The sequence below is a fragment of the Campylobacter sp. RM12640 genome, assembly GCF_020137595.1.
In the GTDB taxonomy this organism is placed as follows: domain Bacteria; phylum Campylobacterota; class Campylobacteria; order Campylobacterales; family Campylobacteraceae; genus Campylobacter_E.
The window spans coordinates 92583-112346 of sequence record NZ_JACGAU010000002.1 but is presented as its reverse complement, the minus strand read 5'-3'; the positions used below and the strand labels follow the sequence as shown (position 1 = coordinate 112346).

Sequence of the window (19764 nt, the reverse complement as noted above, 5' to 3'; positions counted from 1 at the left end):
AGGAGAAAAAATGAGTGTTACAATGGATTTTTGTATTTTTTCTATGAGCGATGATAGTAAAAGTGAAGAAATAGCACCAATTATTGAGTATTTAAGAAAGAAAAATATAAAACACAAATTAGGTGCAATGGGAACTAGCGTAGAAACTGATGATTTAAAAAGTGCTTTAAAAATTTTAAATAAAGCAAATAAATTAATTAATAAAGATAGAGTTTATTTAGTAGCCAAATTTGACATTCACAAAAGTAGAAATGATAATCTAAAATATAAGGTAAAATCGGTTAAAAAGCGTCTAAAAGATAAAGAATAAAATCTTTATGCTATGTTATAATTGCTCTAAGCCTACATTTAAGATTTTTTGTAAAACTTGTGAAAAAGAATTTAAATTACTTGAATGTAAAAGAAGAATTTTAGATGATGGTTTAGAAGTAATTAGCTTTTATAAATATTCTAAAATTAAAAAATTATTAAATCACAAGCATTTTATTAGTGGATATTTTATATTAAATAAACTCGCATCTTATTCTTATAAAAGATTTCATTTTGATAATGAATTAGCTTATGCTATAGGCTTAGATGATGATTGCTCTAGCGGGTATTCTCATACAGCAATACTTATTAAAAATATGAAATCAAAAAATATTATTCCATTATATAACGCAATTAAAGCAAAAAATAAGATTATTTATAAAGGTAAAAGTCTTTCGTTTAGAAAGAAAAATAAAAGAAAATATGAATTGCAAAAGACCTTGGATTTACCTGTAATTTTAGTAGATGATATTATCACTTCAGGCGAGTCTTTAAAACAAGCGAATTCAGTGCTTAAAAAAGCTAAAATTAAGGTTCTTTTTGCAGTCGTATTAGCCGATGCGAAAGTTTAGTTTGCTAGTATAAAAAAATCTTTACTTAAAGGAAAACAATGAATTTATTTGATAATAGTGAAATTACTATTGTAGATATTGAAGATAGTATAAAAACAAGCTATCTTGATTATTCTATGTCAGTAATTATAGGCCGTGCCTTACCTGATGCAAGAGATGGATTAAAGCCGGTTCATAGAAGAATTCTTTATGCAATGAATGATTTAGGAGTAGGTTCAAAAAGTGCTTATAAAAAATCAGCTCGTATAGTGGGTGATGTAATCGGTAAATACCATCCGCACGGAGATACTGCTGTTTATGATGCTTTAGTAAGAATGGCACAAAGCTTTTCAATGAGATACCCAAGTATTGATGGTCAAGGAAACTTTGGTTCAGTTGATGGAGATGGTGCTGCAGCTATGCGTTATACTGAAGCTAGAATGACAATTTTGGCTGAAGAATTGTTAAAAGATTTAGATAAAGACACCGTTGATTTTGTTCCAAACTATGATGATAGTATGAGTGAGCCTGATGTTTTACCTTCAAGAGTGCCTAATTTATTATTAAACGGCTCAAGTGGTATTGCTGTTGGTATGGCAACTAATATTCCGCCACATAGTTTAGATGAATTAGTAGATGGACTTTTATATTTACTTGAGAATAAAAACGCTAGTTTAGAAGAAATAATGCAGTTTATAAAAGGTCCTGATTTTCCAACTGGTGGGATAATTTTTGGTAAAAAAGGCATTATAGAAGCTTATAAAACAGGTCGTGGTAGAATTAAAGTAAGAGCAAAAACTCATATAGAACAAAAAGGAAATAAAGAGCTAATAGTAATTGATGAGTTGCCTTATCAAGTAAATAAAGCAAGACTTCACGAGCAAATTGCAGAGCTTGTAAAAGAAAAGCAAATAGAAGGTATAAGCGAGACAAGAGATGAGAGTGATAGAGATGGAATTCGCCTTGTAATTGAGCTTAAGCGTGATGCTATGAGTGAAATTGTGCTAAATAATTTATTTAAAAGCACCACAATGGAGACAACATTTGGTGTGATAATGTTAGCAATTCACAATAAAGAACCTAAGGTATTTTCTTTAATTGAGCTATTAGATTTATTCTTAAATCATAGAAAAACCGTAATTATTAGAAGAACTATTTTTGAACTTGAAAAAGCAAAAGCAAGAGCGCATATCTTAGAAGGTCTTAAAATTGCACTAGATAATATAGATGAAGTAATTGCATTAATTAAATCAAGTGCAGATACTGCAAGTGCAAGAGATGCTTTAGTAGAAAAATTTAGCTTAACTGAATTACAAGCTAATGCTATTTTAGAAATGAGACTTAGCCGTCTTACAGGACTTGAAAGAGATAAATTAGAAGATGAATTAAGAGAACTTTTAGCAAAAATTGAAGAACTAAATGCAATCTTAAAAAGTGAAGAAAAAATAGAAGAAATAATTCACGATGAATTATTAGAAATTAAAAATAAATTTAAAGTTCCAAGAATTACTGAAATAGTAGATGATTATGATGAAATTGATGTAGAAGATTTAATACCAAATGAGCCAATGGTAATTACAATTACTCATCGTGGATATATCAAAAGAGTTCCTACAAAATCATATGAAAAACAAAAGCGTGGTGGTAAAGGTAAAGTCGCAGTTACTACTTATGATGATGATTTTATAGAGAGTTTCTTTACTGCAAATTCTCACGATACGCTAATGTTTGTTACTAATAAAGGACAACTATATTGGTTGAAAGTTTATAAAATTCCTGAAGGTAGCAGAACTGCTAAAGGAAAAGCTGTTGTAAATCTAATCAATCTTTTACCAGATGAAAAAATTATGGCAATAATTCCAACAACTGATTTTGCTAAGACAAAATCACTTGCATTCTTTACTAAAAATGGTCTTATTAAACGCACGAATTTAAGTGAATATAGTAATATCCGTTCAGTTGGTGTAAGAGCTATTAATCTTGATGAAAACGATGAATTAGTAAGTGTTTTAATAGCACAAAATGATGATAGTGAAAATATTGATTTGGTTGATGAAAATAGTGAAAATATTGAAGATGATAATATTCAAATTGTTGAAGAAGAAAATTCTTTAGATGAAAACCAAGAAAACCAAGAAGAGCAAGTTAGTGGAACTATGATTTTTGTAGCTACTAAAAAGGGTATGTGTATTAAATTCCCACTTACAAAAGTTCGTCAAATTGGTCGTGTAGCTCGTGGGGTAACTGCTATTCGCTTTAAAGAAGAGCAAGATTATGTAATAGGTGCAGTGGTTATTGAAAGTAATGAGCAAGAAATTTTAAGTGTTAGCCAAAAAGGTATCGCAAAAAGAACTGATGCAGGAGAATATCGCTTACAAAGTCGTGGTGGTAAGGGCGTAATTTGTATGAAACTTACTCAAAAGACAAAAGATTTAGTAGGCATTGTAATTGTTGATGATACTATGGATTTAATGGCACTTACAAGTAGTGGCAAGATGATTAGAACTGATATGCAAAGCATTAGAAAAGCTGGTAGAAATACAAGTGGAGTAATTGTTGTAAATGTTGGTAGCGATGAGGTTGTAAGCATTGCAAAATGCCCTAAGGAAGAAGACGAAGAAGAAAATTTAGAAGAAGAGAATGGCTTATTTGATGATAATTGATATTGTTATTTTAGCTTTCTCTTTAGCAATTGACGCATTTTTTGTAGCATTAAGTATTTGCTTAGTGCTACAAAAACAATCTTTAAAAAAGTTATTGGTTTTTAGTGCATTATCTGCTTGTTTTCAAGTTTTAATGCCTATTTTAGGATATTATGTAACTTATTTATTAAATGTAAGGTATATGAAGTTAATTCAAGCAATTGATCACTATTTGATTTTTGTAGTTTTTGCATTTTTAGCTTATAAATTATTTAAAGAATTTTTAGATAATGAAAATGAGAATATTAATATAAGTTATGGTTCATTATTTTTGCTTAGCATAGCGACTAGTATTGATGCACTAGGTGCAGGACTTATGATATTTTCTTTGGAATATAATTTATTTATTTCTTCTTTATTAATAGCTTTAATTACATTTTTTATGTGTTTTTCTAGTTTGTTTATAAGTAAAATGAAAGTTAATAAAAAAATTTTACAACCAATAGGAAGCTTGCTACTTTTATTTTTGGCGTTTAAAATTGTAATAGTTCATATGTTAGAAAACATATAACTTGTAAATTCGTAACACTTTTTATAATTTTTTCAAAAAAATCTTTTGAAGTTTTTATTTTTTTTATATCATACTCCTTTATCACAAAAGGAGTATAAATGATTATAGGTTGTTTAAAAGAAATTAAAGACCAAGAATATAGAGTTGGCTTAACGCCTTTAGATGTTATTGAATATATAAATCATGGACATGAAGTTTTAGTAGAAAGTAAAGCCGGTGCTGGTATTGATATAAGTGATGAAGAATATATAAAAGCTGGAGCAAAGATTTTAACTAAAGAAGAAATTTTTGAAAAAGCTGGAATGATTATCAAAGTAAAAGAACCAATTGAAAGTGAATATAAGTATTTTAAAAAAGGACAGATTTTATATACATATTTACATTTAGCAGCAGATGAAAAACTTACAAAAATGTTAATAGATAAAGAAATATCAGCATTTGCTTATGAGACAATTCAAGAAGGTAAAAATCTTCCTTGTTTAGCTCCTATGAGTGCTATTGCTGGTCGTTTAGCGGTAATTCAAGGTTGTAAGTATTTGGAAAAAACTTATGGTGGTAATGGAATGCTGCTTAGTGGTCTAACTGGTGTTAAAAAAGGAAAAGTTGTAATTTTAGGTAGTGGTATGGTAGGGCTTAATGCTGCTCAACTTGCTTTTGGTATGGGAGCTGAAGTTGTGATTTTAGGTCGTGATGCTAATAGACTAGATTATATTGACCATGTATTTAATGGTAAGATTACTACTTTATATAGTAATATTTCAAATATATTAGATAGTATAAAAGATGCTGATGTAGTAATTGGAGCAGCTTTAGTTCCAGGAGCAAAAACTCCTAAATTATTATCTAGAAAACATTTAAAACATATGAAAAAAGGTGCTGTTATAGTTGATGTTGCAATTGATCAAGGCGGTTGTTTTGAGACAAGCCGTGCAACAACTCATACAAACCCTATTTATGAAGTTGATGGAATAATTCATTATGCAGTTGGTAATATGCCAGGAGCAGTTGCAAAAACAGCTACTTTAGCACTATTAAACGCTACAACTCCTTATGGAATTAAAATAGCAAACCTTGGAGTAATTGGTGCTATAACTTGTTTTGAAAGTTTAAGATATGGTTTAAATACACATAAAGGACACTGCACTCACGAAGGTGTGGCAAATGCCTTTAATCTTGAGTATTTTAATCCTAAGAATTTTATTGCTATGTAATATGATTAGGCATTTATATTTTTTTATAAATGCCTATAGGTTTTTATGGGTTATTTTGTAATATTCAATAAAAGCCTATAAAAAAGATAAAAATTTTATTGTTTAAGTAATTTTTAAGTTTTTAAATATATAATAACAGCTTTTAATCACGGAGGATTTATAGCTCAGTTGGTTAGAGCAACCGGCTCATAACCGGTTGGTCCCAGGTTCGAGTCCTGGTAAATCCACCACCTCCTTTAAATTTAATAGAATTAAATCTTTCTTAGGCTTCAAGATTTTCTTTAGGAGAAAACGATGTCAAAAAATAAGTTAAAACCACTATTACCAATATGTTACATAGAAGCCCTAGAAAGATTTGCCTTTTTAGGCTTTTTAGGTATTTTTGTATTTTATTTAATGGATACATTTTCTTTTTCTAAAGGTGAAGCTAGTGCAATAAGTGCAAGTTTGGGTGCTGCTATTTATGCTTTTGGTATATTTGGAGCATATTTAAGTGATTTTTGCTTAGGTGCAAAAAGATGTGTAATTTTAGGAATTATTTTTCTTACTTTAGGGTATTTATGTTTAACTTTTGATTTTTTAAATATATCTCTTTTTTGCATTATTTTTGGTAGTGTATTAATCAAGTCAAATATTACAAGTTTGTTATCTAAAAGTTATCCTAATGATAGCGAGTATGTATTTAGTATGTTCTATATTTTTGTAAATATAGGATGTTTTTTGGGGCAAATTAGTGCTGGTCTTTTAATACTACATTCTTATAATTTAGCATTTTTCATATCATTTTTTAGTGTATTTTGTGCTATTTTAGTATTTTTTTATAATTCAAAATATATATCTAGCGAACCTATAAAATATGATTTTTTTAAAAATAATATAGCTATGCTTATTTTGATATTTTTATTTATTGCATTCTTAGCTACTCAAGAACTTTTGGTGGTTAGTAAAATTATAAGTATTTTTTCAATTTTAATTTTAATAATTTTTTATATTTTTATTTATAGAAAAATACCAACAAAAAATAATTTTAAAAAATTAGCTTTTTATTTAATAGCTGCTGTGTTTTTTTATATGTTGATTTTTCAAAGCTTTAATACTTTAAATATTTTAATTAAAAGTAAGGTTTCTTTTAGTATTTTAAATTATCAAATTCCAGCTAGTTGGTATTTAGCTTTTATGTTTTTAGTTAGCATTTTTACAAGTGTGCTTTTAAGTTTTATAAGTAAAAAAAGCTCAATTAATGAAGCATTAATTATACCAGCTGCTATGATTATTGCTGCTAGTTCATTTATTGTTTTAGGAATGCTTAGTAAAGATGATTTTATTAATCCAATATATATATTAATTACTTATTTTATGTTGGGTATTTCTCAAACAAGTATAGGGGTTTTAGGACTTAGCATAGTATCAAAATTAACTCCAAGTGGATTTAATTCAAGCACTATGGGAATTTGGTTTTTATGTTCTGGTGCCGCACAAGGAATTGAAGGAATTATCGTAAAATATATTGATAATATTAGTTATGAATTGTATTTTAGTATGCAAGGATTTTTTGTATTATTTTTAGCATTACTAATGTTATTTGCGTATAAATACTTAAAAGTATAACTATAATTTAATTGTTGATTAGTTCTAACGGATTTATGTGGTAGTTTTTTTGTGTAACTTCAAAAGTTAAATCCCTTTCAACTTTTCCAACAATGTTTCCTTTTTTTAATACTTCTCCAACCTTTGCAAGTTTGCTAAATTTTGATAAGTGAGCGTATATTGTGTGAATTCCATTTGCGTGTTCAACAATTACAACCTTATCAAGGACTGCAGTATCATTTGCAAAAACTACTTTTCCATCAAATACTACTCTTACATTGGCATCAGGCGTATTTGAGCGTAGCACTACATTTTCATTAAATATTTTTAATTTATATATAGGGTCTATGTAATCTCCAAATTTTTGTTTTACACTAAAATCAACCAAAGGTGCTATAGTTTTTGCTCCTGTATATTTTGCTACTTTTCCATCATAACTTAAGGTATCAGAATGTTTTACTTGTGTAGTTTGACTTGATTTTTTATTTGATTTTTCATTTTCTATGATTTTTAATTTAGCCAAAGTTGCTCTAATTTCATCTTGTTGTTTTTGTAAATTTGTTAGGCGTTGTTTATATATTTTTTCATCTTGTTTTTGTTTAGAAATTAAATTCTCTTGGCGTTTTTTAAGTTCGCTTAATTCTTTTGCTTGTTTTTTATAATTATCAATATTTACATTCATTTCACTAATTTTTTTTTGCTTATAATCAATTTGTTGTTGCGTTCTTGCATAATCTTTTGAAATTTTATAAAGCTCATTATTCAAAACTTCAGAAAGTGTGTTTAATACTTCAATAGAAACTATACTCATTGAGCTATCAATTAAATCTTTTGGTGCTATTAAATCATACGAAAAATCCTTAGCAATTATTTCAACTAATTTAGCACCTAATTTCTCTTTATCTTTCATTAGCTCTTTATTTTGTGTGATAAATGTATTTAATTCTCCATTTTGAGCATTTACAAGTTCTTGTAATTCTGCTGTTATATTTGAAGTTTTTTTAACTTTTTCATTTATTTCTTTTAATTTTTGTTCCCCTTCAATTATTTCACTTGCCAAATCTTCTAATTTTTTTGATATTTGTTCTTTTTCATTTTGAGTTTGCTCTAGTTTTTTTGTGTTGTTTTCTATTTGATTTGCAAATAAACTTAAGCTAAACAAAACTATTAGAAGTTTTTTCATTGTCTTTTTACCTTAAACATTACAATCATTATACATAGCAATGAAGCTAGTAAAGAATAAGAGCTTACTTCAATTAAGCTAGGTAAAAAATCAATTTGCGGTAAATCTATATCAAGTTTTGCTAAAAATTCTTTTATATAAGAGATATTATTAAAATTAATAAAAAACGCAAATAATAAAGCAAAACAAATTATATTATCTACAAATACAATCTTAAGCATTGGTGCAGCTCTTTGGAAGAAATTTGCCCCAAATAAATTAAGAATATAAATTCTATTTTCGTGCTCATATTTAAAAATTTTTATTTGTTTTATAAATAAAGCAATAGATAATATGCTTATGCAAATTAAACATATATAAGAGATTAGTTTTATAATATTTAATAATTTATATATTTTAATGTGTGTTTTTGAGAATGTTTCTACTTTTAAAACATTCGGTATTTTTAATAGTTGTTTTTTGATTTGATTTATTTCGTTTTCATTAATAAATTTAGTAAAGCTAATATTATAAAATTTCGGTAGTTTTGATTTTAAGGTATTTAAATTAGCATTTGTTATATCTTTTTTTAATTTATTAAGAATTTCACTAGGGTCTAATTCATTAATACTTGAAAAATACTCAATATTAGCTAAATCAACTGCTTGAATTTCAAGCTCGCTTACTAATACTACGCTGTAATCTTTATTTAATTTGGTTTCATAATCTTTTATTAATTCATCAATAAAAAAGGCAAATTGAAAACAAAAACATATAATAAAAAGTGGAAAAATAAAACTAATATGTGTTTTAAATAAATTCATTCAAAACCCCATTTTCTATATTTAAATGCCTATAATTAAAATCAATTCTAGGTGGAATTTGATGAGTTACTGCGATAATGCAAGCATTGAATGTGTTTCTAGCAGCATTTAGTAATTGCCAAATAATATCGGCTGAATGAATATCAAGATTTCCTGTTGGCTCATCACATATTATTATTTTAGGATTGTGTATAATTGCTCTTGCAAGGGCTATTCTTTGCTGCTCTCCGCCACTTAATTCTAAAGGCATTTTTTTAGCTTTATGCTGAAGTTTTGTGTATTTTAATAATACATCTACATGCTTGCTGATTTGTTCATTTTTAACGCCAGCTATTTTTAAAGGTAATGCTATATTATCGCTTACATTTAGCTCGTTAATTAGCTTGTAATCTTGAAAAATTATTCCTAATTTTCTTCTAAGTTTTAACAATTCAGCATTGCTAATATTTCCCATATTTTTAAACAAAACATGCAAATCCCCACTAAATTCGCTAAATTCTCCAAAAAAACTTTTAAGCAATGTTGTTTTCCCGCTACCACTTTTACCGGTGATAAATATAAAATCACCTTCATTAGCACTAAAATTTATATTATGCAATACTATTTCATTATTGTAGGCTAGAGTTAAATTATTGGCATTTATTAAAGTAGCATTGCTTTTCATTGTAAAAACTCTTTTAATTTAATAATTGCTTTTAAATTTAAAGTATTTGGGCAAAAGTCGTGAAACAAAAACTCAAATTCTTCATTTTCTTTACATAATAAATAAGAGCTACTTGGTGTGTCAAATCCTCCATAAGCTATTTGAATGATTTTTGCATTATCACATTCATAAATTCTTGATATTTTTAAGAAAAAATCTTCATCAATATGTTTTATAAAATTAAGCTTATTAAAATCAATTTTGAAATTAATTTTTTGATTTATGATTTCTTGATTTAAATTCTTTTTATTTCTCACATAGCAAACAAAATCATATATATCTTTATTCATCTTAAGCCAACGGCTTTCGTATTTGCTTATTATCCTTGCGTCTTTATTTTTAAAATAATCATAGTCTAAATCAGAAAAAATATTTTTTGTATATTCTGCATACATTAAACTATCGCTTCTTAATTCAAAAAATCCATTTTCTTTTAATACTCTTTCGCACTCGTTTTTAAATTCATTTGATACAACTCTTCTATAAGGAGCATCGTCCCAAGGCACAGGAAAATGTAAATATATTCCATTTAAACAACTATTATTTAATTCTTTTATAGCTATTCTTGCATCAAAATCTAATAAATATATATTATTTAAATCTTTAGCTAATTTACTTACTTGAATAAGACTAGGTTTATGAATTTCTATTCCAATATAAGTATTTTGAGGATTATTTTTTGCTTGATATAGCAAATGTCTTCCTGAACCAAAACCTATCTCTAAATAAGCATTATTTAATGAATTAATTAATTCTTTAAAGTCCTTAGGAGATGATATGACATTACTTGCTAATTCTTTAAATTTATTATAATGATATGCTTTTGATATGATTTCATCACAAAATGTTTTTTCAAATGCTTCTAAGGCTTTTTGCATTAAGGCTAAGTCGGTAATTTTTGTTAATTTATCAATTTTTACTACAAATTCGTTATTTTTTTCGTTAAGTTCTATAAAAAAACTAGAATTATTAATACTAGTATAAACTAAAGTTTTGCCTAATTGTGTTTTTGTTTTAAATTTAAATTCAACCTCTCCAACACTAATTGGCAAGGTTAAATTCTTTATATATTTTGCTTTAAAATTTGGCATTATTTAACACTCAATTTTGAACTAGGTTTTGATTCTATTCCAAATTCATCAACGCCAATTATTTGATAAACATCTCCAGGCACATATGTAGTATCTACATAATAATCATTTTGTATTCCGTTTGCAACTTCTGTTGAATTTTTAATAAGTTTATAGGTTCTTATACGATTATCCGTGCTAATCCATTTTATTTTTAGTGTATTTTCATTTTGTAATTCAAATCCTGTAAGAGCAGGAGTTTTAGGTTTATCAAGGCTCATTCCAACTACATTTACGCCAGTTTTTGCACTCTCAAGTCCGTCTTTATCTATCATAGTTACATAATAATATCTGCTTACTCCATCATCTCCTATATTATCTTCATAGCTATTTTCTGTAGTTGTAGCTAGCTCAAAAAATGGTAATAAAGATGCTTTTGAATAATATATTTTATAATGAGAAAAGTCTTCATATTTAGGAGCGTCCCAAGTAAGAATTATTTTTTTAGGTAGGTTTGTAGTTACATTGATATTTACAATTTGTGGTGGTAAAACTTTACTAATTGCTTCAACTTCAGCACTAGCATCACTTTCAACTCCGTTATAAGTTAGTGCAGTTACTTTGTATTTAGCGTATAGATTTGCTTTAACTTCGTCTAAATATTCAGCACTTAAGCGATTATTAATAGTTGCTACTTTATACCACTTATCAGAATTAGCGTCTTGTTTATAAATATTATATTTTACAACCCTTGAATCAGTATGCGGTCTCCAAATTATTTTGATTTTATTAGGAAGTCCTGCTATTGCTTGAATGAATGTAACTGGTTCAATTTTTCCTATAGTTTTTACATTTATAGTAGATAATTTTGAATTACCTTCTTTATTAAAAGTTACGAAAGTATAAGCATAGCTAGTATCAGGATTTAAATTATTATCAGAATAATGAGTTGCATATCTATCATTTATAGTAGCGATTAGTTTGTCTTTTGCATTTTCATCATTTAGCTCTTTTCTATAAATCTTATAACCATCTATATTTTGATCATATATAGGGTCCCACTCAAATCCTATTTCTCTCATACCTTGAAGAGTTCTTATATTATTTACCATAGTAAGATTATCAATCGGAGCAATTTCACTAAGACTTGTTGTGCTAGAGCACGCATTAAAACCTATAATAAAAGCTGTAAATAAACTTATTTTAATAATTTTCTTCATATTTTGCCTTTCGTGTAAAGATTTAATTATACTAAGTATGAATAATGATTTATAAGCATATCCTATTCCAAATTATTACTAAATTGATTTAATAAATTATGAGCTAGATTTAAGTCAAGTTTTATATCTTTAAAATCTTTAATAGCTTCATTAAAACTCAAACAATTACTTGAATAAAATTCCATAAAATTATTTGTTATTGGGTGGGTGTAATTTATATAAAATGAATGTAGCATTAATCTATTTGCTTTATTTTTACTGCTCTCATCAGCATAAATACTATCTCCTAAAATATATCTATTTACACTTGCTAGATGGGTTCTTATTTGATGAGTTCTACCACTTTCTAATTTTGCTGAAATTAAAGCTTTATCATTTGTATTTGCAAGATTTATAAAATGAGTTCTAGCCCATTTGCCCCATCTATCTTCATTTAAGCCGTATTTTTTAATACATTCATCTTTACTTAAAGATTGCATTTTTAATCTATTATTCTCATTTCTTTTTATATATTTTTCTATATGATTTTGATTTATTGTGTGGTTTGTAACTGCTAGATAAATTCTATTTACTTCTCTATTTTTAATCTGATTTGCTAAGCTAAAATATGCTTCATTGCTTTTAGCTACTAGCATAACTCCGCTAGTATCTTTATCAAGTCTATGCACTATTCCTGCTCTTATTTTGCCGTTAATATCAGCTAGTTTATAATTTCTCTCAAGTAGCCATTCTACTAATGATGCTTCTTTTAAAGAAGAGCAGCCGTGAGTTGCTACATTATTTGGCTTATTTACTACTAGCATATACTCATCTTCATACAGAATTTCTACATCAAAATTAGCTTCATATTTAATATTTATATCTTTTATATCAGGGTAATTAATCTCTATTTTATCATTTGTATTTAGTTTATATGAGCTTTTAATTACTTTATTATTTACTAATACATTTTGATTTTTTATTAGATTAGAAATTTGTGAGCGACTTTGTCCTAAAACTTTAGCTAAATATATATCAATTCTTTCAATTTCACTTGCTACAATCTTACTCAATATTAACCTTTTTAAATCATATTCATAAACAAATTTAGCAAAAGGTTGTAAATTGATAAAACTAGATGGTAAAATTTTAACCCACTTTGATTTTATATTGCCATTGCTCGTATTTCCAATAATAATTTTTTCATTTTTATTAATGAATGAGGCGAATGAAGTTTTAGCGCATAAACAAATTATATATGTGATTGTAGGGTTTTTTGCTTTTTTTATATTTTTTTTATTACCAATTAAAAAAATTGAATGGCTTATTCCTTTTTTTTACTGGTTTTGTATAGGTTTATTATTATTAGTTGATGTTTTAGGTGCTACTAAATTAGGAGCTACTAGATGGCTTGAAATTCCTTTTACAAGATTTACGATTCAGCCTAGTGAGATTTTTAAACCTGCATTTTTATTAATGCTTGCTTATTTAATTAGACACAATCCTCCACCTGATGATGGATATAGATTTAAAGATTTTTGCAAAATTAGTTTTTATATAATTTTACCTTTTGTTCTTATTAAAAGTGAGCCTGACTTAGGTTCTGCTTTAATTATTTTAATAGTTGGCTATGTTACATTATTTTTAGTGGGCATTCATCACAAAATTATTTTAACAGGGGCATTATTGCTTGGAATTTGTATGCCAATAGCTCCTATTGTCTATGATAATTTAAATGATTACCAAAAGAAAAGAATTACCGATTTTTTAAGTGAAAAACCAAGCTATCAAGTAAGACAAAGTATGATAGCAATAGGAAGTGGTGGAATAAATGGTAAAAGCAAAGATGATGCTACTCAAACTCATTTTAAATTCTTACCAATTAGCACGAGTGATTTTATTTTTGCATATACTATTGAAAGATACGGATTTTTAGGTGCTTGCTTGCTTTTAGGATTATATTTATTACTGATTTTACATTTGCTAAGCTTTAATAAAAAGCTTAAAAAAGATTATTTTGCTAAAACTTTCACATCAGCTCTATCCATATTAATATTTATTTATGTTGGGGTTAATGTATCTATGACTATAGGGTTTGCTCCTGTTGTTGGAGTGCCACTGCCGTTTTTTAGCTATGGTGGAAGCTCTTTTGTAACCTTTATGATACTTTTTGGAATATATGAAAATTTATTATCATTTAGGTTTGACCCTGATTATAAATTAGTAAGAATTGATTTGTAATTAAAGAATTTAAAATTAAATTCTTTAATTATCTATAGGCTTTAATAAGTGAATTAATCTCATTAATATGTGGAAATCTTTTGCTATCACAACCTATTAATTCATTTTTTGAATATATTTTCTCATTATCACAAATAACTATAAAATCGCCTTTATTTCCTATTTCAAATTCTACTTCTATTCCTTGAAATTCACCAATTAATTCATCTGCAACCCTTGCAGCTTGTGGTTCATATTTTCAAGCATTACAATAAATGATTTTCGCTTTCATTTTTTCTCCTTACAAAAATATTACAAATTTAAAATAACTTAATTAATGACTAGAAATATTAAGTTATTTATAGTATTCTTTCGCATTTAATAAAAAATATTATTTGGTAAAGGTAAATATGAAGTTTTTAGAGATTTTAAAGGATAGAAAGCTAAAAGCAACTCCGCAAAGAATAAGCATTTTAAAAGTTTTATCAAAACACGAACACCCTAGTATTGATGAATTATACGAGCAAATAAAGGTTGAATATCCTGCAATTTCACTTGCTACTGTTTATAAAAATCTTAGCACTATGATTGATGAGGGTTTAGTAGTTGAGATTTCAATCCCTAATGATAAATCAAAATACGATATATATGAATACGAACATATTCATTTGGTTTGTAATAATTGTAAAAGTGTTTTTGATTTAGATAAAGTTAAGGCTGGACTTGATAAATATCAACAAACTTTACAAACTAAGTTAGATAATCCTATAGAAAGTATTAAAATTACAGCGTTTTTGGCTACTTGTTCAAATTGCAAATAATATAAGTTAAAATAAGATAAAAAAGGAGTTTAGGTGAGTATTTTAAAACACTTTCTCTTTTTTACCTTAGAGAGTAATTTAGAGTTTAAAAAGCTTAAAGATAGTTTTTGTTTATTTGAAAATAGTCTTTATAAACTTGATATAATTGATAGCAATTTACATTTTTTAAAAGCTAATTTATCAAGAGCTGACATAGAATATCATACGAGTGAGCTTAGCTTAAATGAAGTAAAAAGCAAAAGTTTAAAATACAAAAGAGCCATCACTCAAGGCAAGATGATAGAACAATTTAATAATTTTTATATCTGCACTTTATTTGATGAAAATTCTCAAGATGGACTTAGTTTTAGTGAATATGAAAGATTAAAAATATTTTTAACTTATGGGCTTAAATCAAGGGATTTAAGCATTAGCATAGGACTTGCTTTAAGGATATATTTGTTTTATTTGAGTATTAATTCTAAGCAAGAGATAATAAAAGAAATTCTTAATTTATTCTCTTTTATTTACGAAGAAAATATAATAAAAACTATCAATAAAAATGATAATTTTTATGATAATTTATCTTGTATTATTTTAGATGAAAATAATTTTTATACCACAAATTGTGCTAAGGTTAATTTTGTAAAAATCTTTTCAAAAGTTTTAAGAAAAGAAGCTATAAAAGTATTAAGATTTAATGAAAGTTGCGAAAAATTAATAATATTGCTTGAATTTTTAAGCTTTTTTAAAACTCATAAAAAATTAGATTTTCAAGAAAAATTAGCAAAAAATAAAAGCGTTAAAAAAATAGCTAGAAAAATTAGTAAAATAGCTAGAACTTATTATTTAGGATAAATATGCAAAAACAAGAAAAAATAGTAGAAATGTTTAATGAAATAGCTCCAAGCTATGATAAAGCTAATAAGGTTTTAAGTTTTGGTATCGATGCAAAATGGAGATTTGATGCGATTAGTAAGGTTAAAGATTTTCTTAATTTAAATTCTAATTTAAATATAGCTGATATTGCTTGTGGGACAGGCGATATGTGTGTTTTGCTAAGTAAAATTCCAAATGCAAAGGTTGTAGGGATTGACCCAAGCAGTGGAATGCTAGAAGTGGCTAAAAAGCGTCATTTAGAAATTGATTTTAAATTAGGCTATGCAAATAATTTACCATTAGATAATGAAAGCGTAGATTTAATTACTATTAGTTATGGTTTTAGAAATGTGGTTGAAAAAGATGAAGCATTAGAAGAATTTAAAAGAGTGCTAAAGCCTAATGGAACGCTTTTGGTATTAGAGTTTTTTAAAAGAGAAAAGGGCGGTATAATAGGATTTTTCCGTGATTTTTATCTAAAAAAAATATTACCTATAATAGGTGGAATTTTAAGCAAAAACAAAGCAGCTTATGAATATTTACCTAATTCTATTGATGATTTTTACTCAAATGATGAATTTAAAGATAAATTAAAAGAGCATAATTTTGATTTAAAACTTTTCAAAACTTATAGTTTTGGAGTTAGTTCATTGTTTATAGCGAGTAAAAATGTTAGCAAATAAACTAGAAAAAACATATTTTAGTGTAAGCGAAATCAATAATCTTGCTAAAAATAATTTAGAAAGCACTTTTTTAAATATTGCAATTCAAGGAGAAGTTAGCAAGATTACAAATCATACTTCAGGGCATTGGTATTTTACTATTAAAGATGAGTTATCAAGCCTTGATTGCACTATGTTTTTAAGCTATAACAAAGGTAAGGCTAATTTAATAGTAGGCAATAAAATAATAGCCATTGGAAAACTTACCATATATCCTGCTAGTGGAAAGTATCAATTAAACTGCACTGATTATGAATTAGCCGATGGATTGGGTAAATTACAAGCAGCTTTTAATGAACTTTATAAGAAATTAAAAGATGAAGGTTTGTTTTTAGATATTTATAAAAAACAAATTCCAAAAAATATTAAAAAAATTGCAGTAATTACAGCTATTAATTCAGCTGCTGCTAAAGATATTTTAAGAGTTTATGAAAACAACGAAGCTTATTTAATAAAATTAGTGTTTTTTGATAGTTTAATGCAAGGAGAAAATGCTAGTAAAAGAGTAATTGAGTGTATTAAAAAGGCTAATGAATTTGATTTTGATATTATATTAATAGCTCGTGGCGGTGGTAGTAAAGAAGATTTATTTTGCTTTAATGATGAAGCTTTAGTAAGACAAATCGTAGCATCTAAAATCCCAATAATTACAGGTTTAGGACACGAAATAGATACTCACTTAAGCGATTTAGCAGCTAGTAAGTATTATGCAACCCCAACTGCGGCTATGCAAAGCTTGGTTTATAATAAGTTTGATAGAATGCTAGATTTAGATAATTTACAAAATTATTTTAATTCAACTATTAAAAAACATTTGGATAAAAAAGAGCAAAATTATTTATATTTAGCAAGTAAATTTTCTAAAAAAGAAGTTAATTTTAAATTTAATTCATATAAAAATAATCTTTTAAATAAAAAGACTTTATTTCAAAATAAGCTAAAAAATATTTTAAAACAAAATGAGCTAATTTTAAATAATCAAAAAACTATTTTAAATAATAATTTTCATAAAGCCTTAGAAAATAAAGAAAAGCTTTATAATGTTTATGAAAATAAGATAAATATTACAAAGCTTAAAAGCAATATTTCAAGTATGCAATTTAGCCTAAATCAATATGAAAAACTAGCAAAGCAATCATTTAATAAGGCTATTTTAAATAAAAATCAATCTTTAAATGATTTTATAAAGAGTAAAAACATCATTGATTTTAAAATAAAACTAGCAAAAGACAAACTAGAAAATCAAAAAATACTATTAAATAACAGCTTTAAACCTAAATTTAAAGAAAAATATGTAAAAATAAACAATTATCAAAAGATTTTAAGCACTCATCAATCATTCTTAGAAAGCATTAAAGAGTATGCTAGAGTTATGAAAGATAATAAAGGCATAAAACTTAGTGCTTTAAAAGAAGGTGATGAAATCACGCTAAAATCAATTGATTGTGTAAAAATAGCAAAGATTATAAAGGAGTAAAAATGAGACAATACAATTTTAGTGCAGGACCATCTGAATTACCATTAGAGGTTTTAAAAGAAATTCAAGAAGAATTATTAAGTTATAAAAATAACGGCTTTTCTATTATGGAAATTAGTCATCGCTCAAGTTATTATGAGCAAATGCACAATGACGCTATTAAAGATGCAAAAGAGCTTTATGGAATAAATGATGATTATGAAGTAATTTTCGTTCAAGGTGGTGCTACTATGCAATTTAGCTTATTAGCTATGAATTTTAGCCTAGATAATAAGCCTTGTGAATACATTGATACTGATGTATGGACGCAAAAAGCTTGCGAAGAAGCTATCTTAGCTGGAGTAAATGCAAAAATCGTAGCTAGTTCAAAAGATAGTAAATATAATTATATTCCAAAAATTGCTTTAAATAATGATAGTTCTTATACTTATATTTGTTCAAACAACACGGTGCATGGAACTCAATATAAGCAACTTCCTATTTCAAATTCTCCTTTGATTGTTGATGCTAGTTCGGACTTTTTTTCTAAGAAATTAGATTTTTCAAATATAGGTGTTTTATATGGTGGAGTTCAAAAAAATGCTGGTATAGCAGGATTTGCATGTTTAATTATTAGAAAAGACTTATTAGAACGCAGTAAAAATAAAACTATGCCTAAAATGTTTAATTACAACACTTATGCAGATAATAATTCTTTATTTAATACTCCGCCTACATTTGCTATTTATGTATATGCAAAAATTATGAAATGGATTAAAGCTAAAGGCGGACTTGATGCAATTAATCAAGAAAATGAAATAAAAGCTAAATATCTTTATGATATTATTGATAATAGTAATTTTTACAAAGCTTATGTAAATAATGATGATAGATCAGTTATGAATGTTTGCTTTACTACAGGAAATGATGAATTAGACTTAGAATTTTGGAGTAAAGCTGCTAAAGAACACAATATGCTAGGTTTAAAAGGTCATAAAAAACTTGGCGGATTAAGAGCTAGTATTTACAATAGTGCTAGTTTAGAAAAAGTTAAAATTTTAGGCGAATATATGAAAGAATACGAAAGGGTTCGTGGATGAAAAAAGGCTTTTCATTAATTGAGCTTATATTTTCTATGGTTGTAATTGGAATTAGCTTAGCAGCTATTCCAAAAATAGTTAATGCTAGTTTAGAAGGCGATGAGGTAGGTTATAAACAAGAATATTTTTATGTAGTAAAAGAACTTTATGGACTTATTAGAAATCTACCTTATGATAATTCTAATATAGCTTATGATGAATACAAAATCAATAGCTTATTATCTCAATATATATTAACTCCTGCTTTACAAGGTAAGATAACTTATAAAGTTGATGAGCTAAATCAAATTAATATTAATTCAAGATATTATGCTACTCCATATGTTAATCCATTAGTAAAAGCAGTTGCAAATATCAATAATATTTCTATAAATAATCAAAAAAATGTAAGCTTTTCTAATGTTTTAGGTCAAAATATAAATTATGTATATGGTCAGTATTTAATAGACGATCGTACAAAAAAAGGCGAATCTTTAAGAGTAGATTCATCTTATAAATTTGGTTTTAAAACCCCTACTGATTGTGCTATATCAACAAATAGTATATGTGGAGATATAGGCGGGACTAGCACAATGTATGTAGGTCAAATGCAGATTTTAGATGGGACTGACAATCCTGTTGTATCATTTGATGTATTTTTTAATAAATTTGGAAGATTAGATAGTATTTATAGTCAATATGCAATGAAGACTAGTGATACCACTTGGGATAGCACTAATGAAGCAAAATTAAAAAATTATTTAAGTTTATAAGGAAGT

General features: G+C 26.6%; 19 protein-coding genes, 1 tRNA gene and 1 pseudogene. 14 read left to right on the top strand and 7 right to left on the bottom strand.

What is annotated here, in order from left to right:
- Positions 1 to 10 precede the first annotated feature (10 nt).
- From AVBRAN12640_RS01350 to AVBRAN12640_RS01320, 7 genes are all read left to right on the top strand, one after another.
- Positions 11 to 310: a thiamine-binding protein gene (locus AVBRAN12640_RS01350; protein WP_214116528.1), complete on the top strand. Its 300-nt coding sequence runs from the start codon at positions 11 to 13 to the stop codon at positions 308 to 310.
- A gap of 7 nt (positions 311 to 317) precedes the next feature.
- Positions 318 to 881, top strand: coding sequence for a ComF family protein (locus tag AVBRAN12640_RS01345; protein ID WP_214150330.1), 564 nt, complete (start codon positions 318 to 320; stop codon positions 879 to 881).
- A 38-nt stretch (positions 882 to 919) separates the two neighbouring features.
- Positions 920 to 3523 carry a DNA gyrase subunit A gene (gene gyrA / locus AVBRAN12640_RS01340; protein WP_336607905.1) on the top strand — a complete coding sequence of 868 codons (2604 nt, stop codon included), beginning with the start codon at positions 920 to 922 and terminating at the stop codon, positions 3521 to 3523.
- Positions 3501 to 4073 (top strand): manganese efflux pump MntP, encoded by a 573-nt coding sequence (locus tag AVBRAN12640_RS01335; RefSeq protein ID WP_336608496.1) that lies wholly within the window; start codon positions 3501 to 3503, stop codon positions 4071 to 4073. Before gyrA ends, AVBRAN12640_RS01335 begins: the two co-directional genes overlap by 23 nt.
- Before the next feature lie 98 nt (positions 4074 to 4171).
- Positions 4172 to 5284, top strand: coding sequence for an alanine dehydrogenase (gene ald, locus AVBRAN12640_RS01330; RefSeq protein ID WP_214116534.1), 1113 nt, complete (start codon positions 4172 to 4174; stop codon positions 5282 to 5284).
- Positions 5285 to 5437: 153 nt separating this feature from the next.
- Positions 5438 to 5514, top strand: a tRNA-Ile gene (locus AVBRAN12640_RS01325).
- Between the two features lie 64 nt (positions 5515 to 5578).
- On the top strand, positions 5579 to 6892 hold the full coding sequence (locus AVBRAN12640_RS01320; RefSeq protein ID WP_336608495.1) for a POT-type proton-dependent oligopeptide transporter: 1314 nt from the start codon (positions 5579 to 5581) through the stop codon (positions 6890 to 6892).
- A gap of 7 nt (positions 6893 to 6899) precedes the next feature.
- On the opposite strand, the gene AVBRAN12640_RS01315 is transcribed toward AVBRAN12640_RS01320, so the two are convergent.
- The 6 genes from AVBRAN12640_RS01315 to AVBRAN12640_RS01290 all read right to left on the bottom strand — a co-directional run bounded on the left by AVBRAN12640_RS01315 (position 6900) and on the right by AVBRAN12640_RS01290 (position 12902).
- On the bottom strand, positions 6900 to 8054 hold the full coding sequence (locus AVBRAN12640_RS01315) for a murein hydrolase activator EnvC family protein (RefSeq protein ID WP_214116538.1): 1155 nt from the start codon (positions 8052 to 8054) through the stop codon (positions 6900 to 6902).
- Positions 8051 to 8857, bottom strand: coding sequence for an ABC transporter permease (locus AVBRAN12640_RS01310; RefSeq protein WP_214116540.1), 807 nt, complete (start codon positions 8855 to 8857; stop codon positions 8051 to 8053). The genes AVBRAN12640_RS01315 and AVBRAN12640_RS01310 overlap by 4 nt, the downstream gene beginning before the upstream one ends.
- Positions 8844 to 9521 (bottom strand): cell division ATP-binding protein FtsE, encoded by a 678-nt coding sequence (locus tag AVBRAN12640_RS01305; protein WP_214120129.1) that lies wholly within the window; start codon positions 9519 to 9521, stop codon positions 8844 to 8846. Before AVBRAN12640_RS01305 ends, AVBRAN12640_RS01310 begins: the two co-directional genes overlap by 14 nt.
- A complete protein-coding gene (gene trmB, locus AVBRAN12640_RS01300) occupies positions 9518 to 10651 on the bottom strand; it encodes a tRNA (guanosine(46)-N7)-methyltransferase TrmB (protein WP_336608494.1) in 1134 nt (377 codons plus the stop codon). Before trmB ends, AVBRAN12640_RS01305 begins: the two co-directional genes overlap by 4 nt.
- Positions 10651 to 11850 (bottom strand): fibronectin type III domain-containing protein, encoded by a 1200-nt coding sequence (locus AVBRAN12640_RS01295; protein WP_214120131.1) that lies wholly within the window; start codon positions 11848 to 11850, stop codon positions 10651 to 10653. Before AVBRAN12640_RS01295 ends, trmB begins: the two co-directional genes overlap by 1 nt.
- 62 nt (positions 11851 to 11912) lie before the next feature.
- Positions 11913 to 12902, bottom strand: coding sequence for an RluA family pseudouridine synthase (locus AVBRAN12640_RS01290; protein WP_336608493.1), 990 nt, complete (start codon positions 12900 to 12902; stop codon positions 11913 to 11915).
- Between the two features lie 52 nt (positions 12903 to 12954).
- Here AVBRAN12640_RS01290 and AVBRAN12640_RS01285 point away from each other — a divergent pair, with 52 nt between their 5' ends.
- Positions 12955 to 14070 carry an FtsW/RodA/SpoVE family cell cycle protein gene (locus AVBRAN12640_RS01285; RefSeq protein ID WP_214116552.1) on the top strand — a complete coding sequence of 372 codons (1116 nt, stop codon included), beginning with the start codon at positions 12955 to 12957 and terminating at the stop codon, positions 14068 to 14070.
- A gap of 28 nt (positions 14071 to 14098) precedes the next feature.
- Here the strand turns inward: AVBRAN12640_RS01285 and AVBRAN12640_RS01280 are convergent.
- A pseudogene (locus AVBRAN12640_RS01280) lies at positions 14099 to 14296 on the bottom strand (Rdx family protein); the annotation flags it as partial.
- Between the two features lie 163 nt (positions 14297 to 14459).
- Here AVBRAN12640_RS01280 and AVBRAN12640_RS01275 point away from each other — a divergent pair.
- The 6 genes from AVBRAN12640_RS01275 to AVBRAN12640_RS01250 are packed head-to-tail and all read left to right on the top strand — an operon-like array spanning position 14460 to position 19758.
- Positions 14460 to 14870, top strand: a complete 411-nt coding sequence (locus AVBRAN12640_RS01275; RefSeq protein WP_214116554.1) for a Fur family transcriptional regulator — start codon at positions 14460 to 14462, stop codon at positions 14868 to 14870.
- A 33-nt stretch (positions 14871 to 14903) separates the two neighbouring features.
- Complete coding sequence (locus AVBRAN12640_RS01270; protein WP_214116557.1) at positions 14904 to 15707, top strand: hypothetical protein; 804 nt, start codon at positions 14904 to 14906, stop codon at positions 15705 to 15707.
- Positions 15708 to 15709: 2 nt separating this feature from the next.
- On the top strand, positions 15710 to 16411 hold the full coding sequence (gene ubiE, locus AVBRAN12640_RS01265) for a bifunctional demethylmenaquinone methyltransferase/2-methoxy-6-polyprenyl-1,4-benzoquinol methylase UbiE (protein WP_214116559.1): 702 nt from the start codon (positions 15710 to 15712) through the stop codon (positions 16409 to 16411).
- On the top strand, positions 16398 to 17927 hold the full coding sequence (xseA, locus tag AVBRAN12640_RS01260) for an exodeoxyribonuclease VII large subunit (RefSeq protein WP_336608492.1): 1530 nt from the start codon (positions 16398 to 16400) through the stop codon (positions 17925 to 17927). The genes ubiE and xseA overlap by 14 nt, the downstream gene beginning before the upstream one ends.
- Before the next feature lie 2 nt (positions 17928 to 17929).
- Complete coding sequence (serC, locus tag AVBRAN12640_RS01255; RefSeq protein WP_214116563.1) at positions 17930 to 19006, top strand: 3-phosphoserine/phosphohydroxythreonine transaminase; 1077 nt, start codon at positions 17930 to 17932, stop codon at positions 19004 to 19006.
- The gene (locus AVBRAN12640_RS01250; protein ID WP_336608491.1) at positions 19003 to 19758 is read left to right on the top strand and encodes a type II secretion system protein; all 756 of its coding nucleotides are present in this window, start codon (positions 19003 to 19005) and stop codon (positions 19756 to 19758) included. The genes serC and AVBRAN12640_RS01250 overlap by 4 nt, the downstream gene beginning before the upstream one ends.
- Positions 19759 to 19764 lie beyond the last annotated feature (6 nt).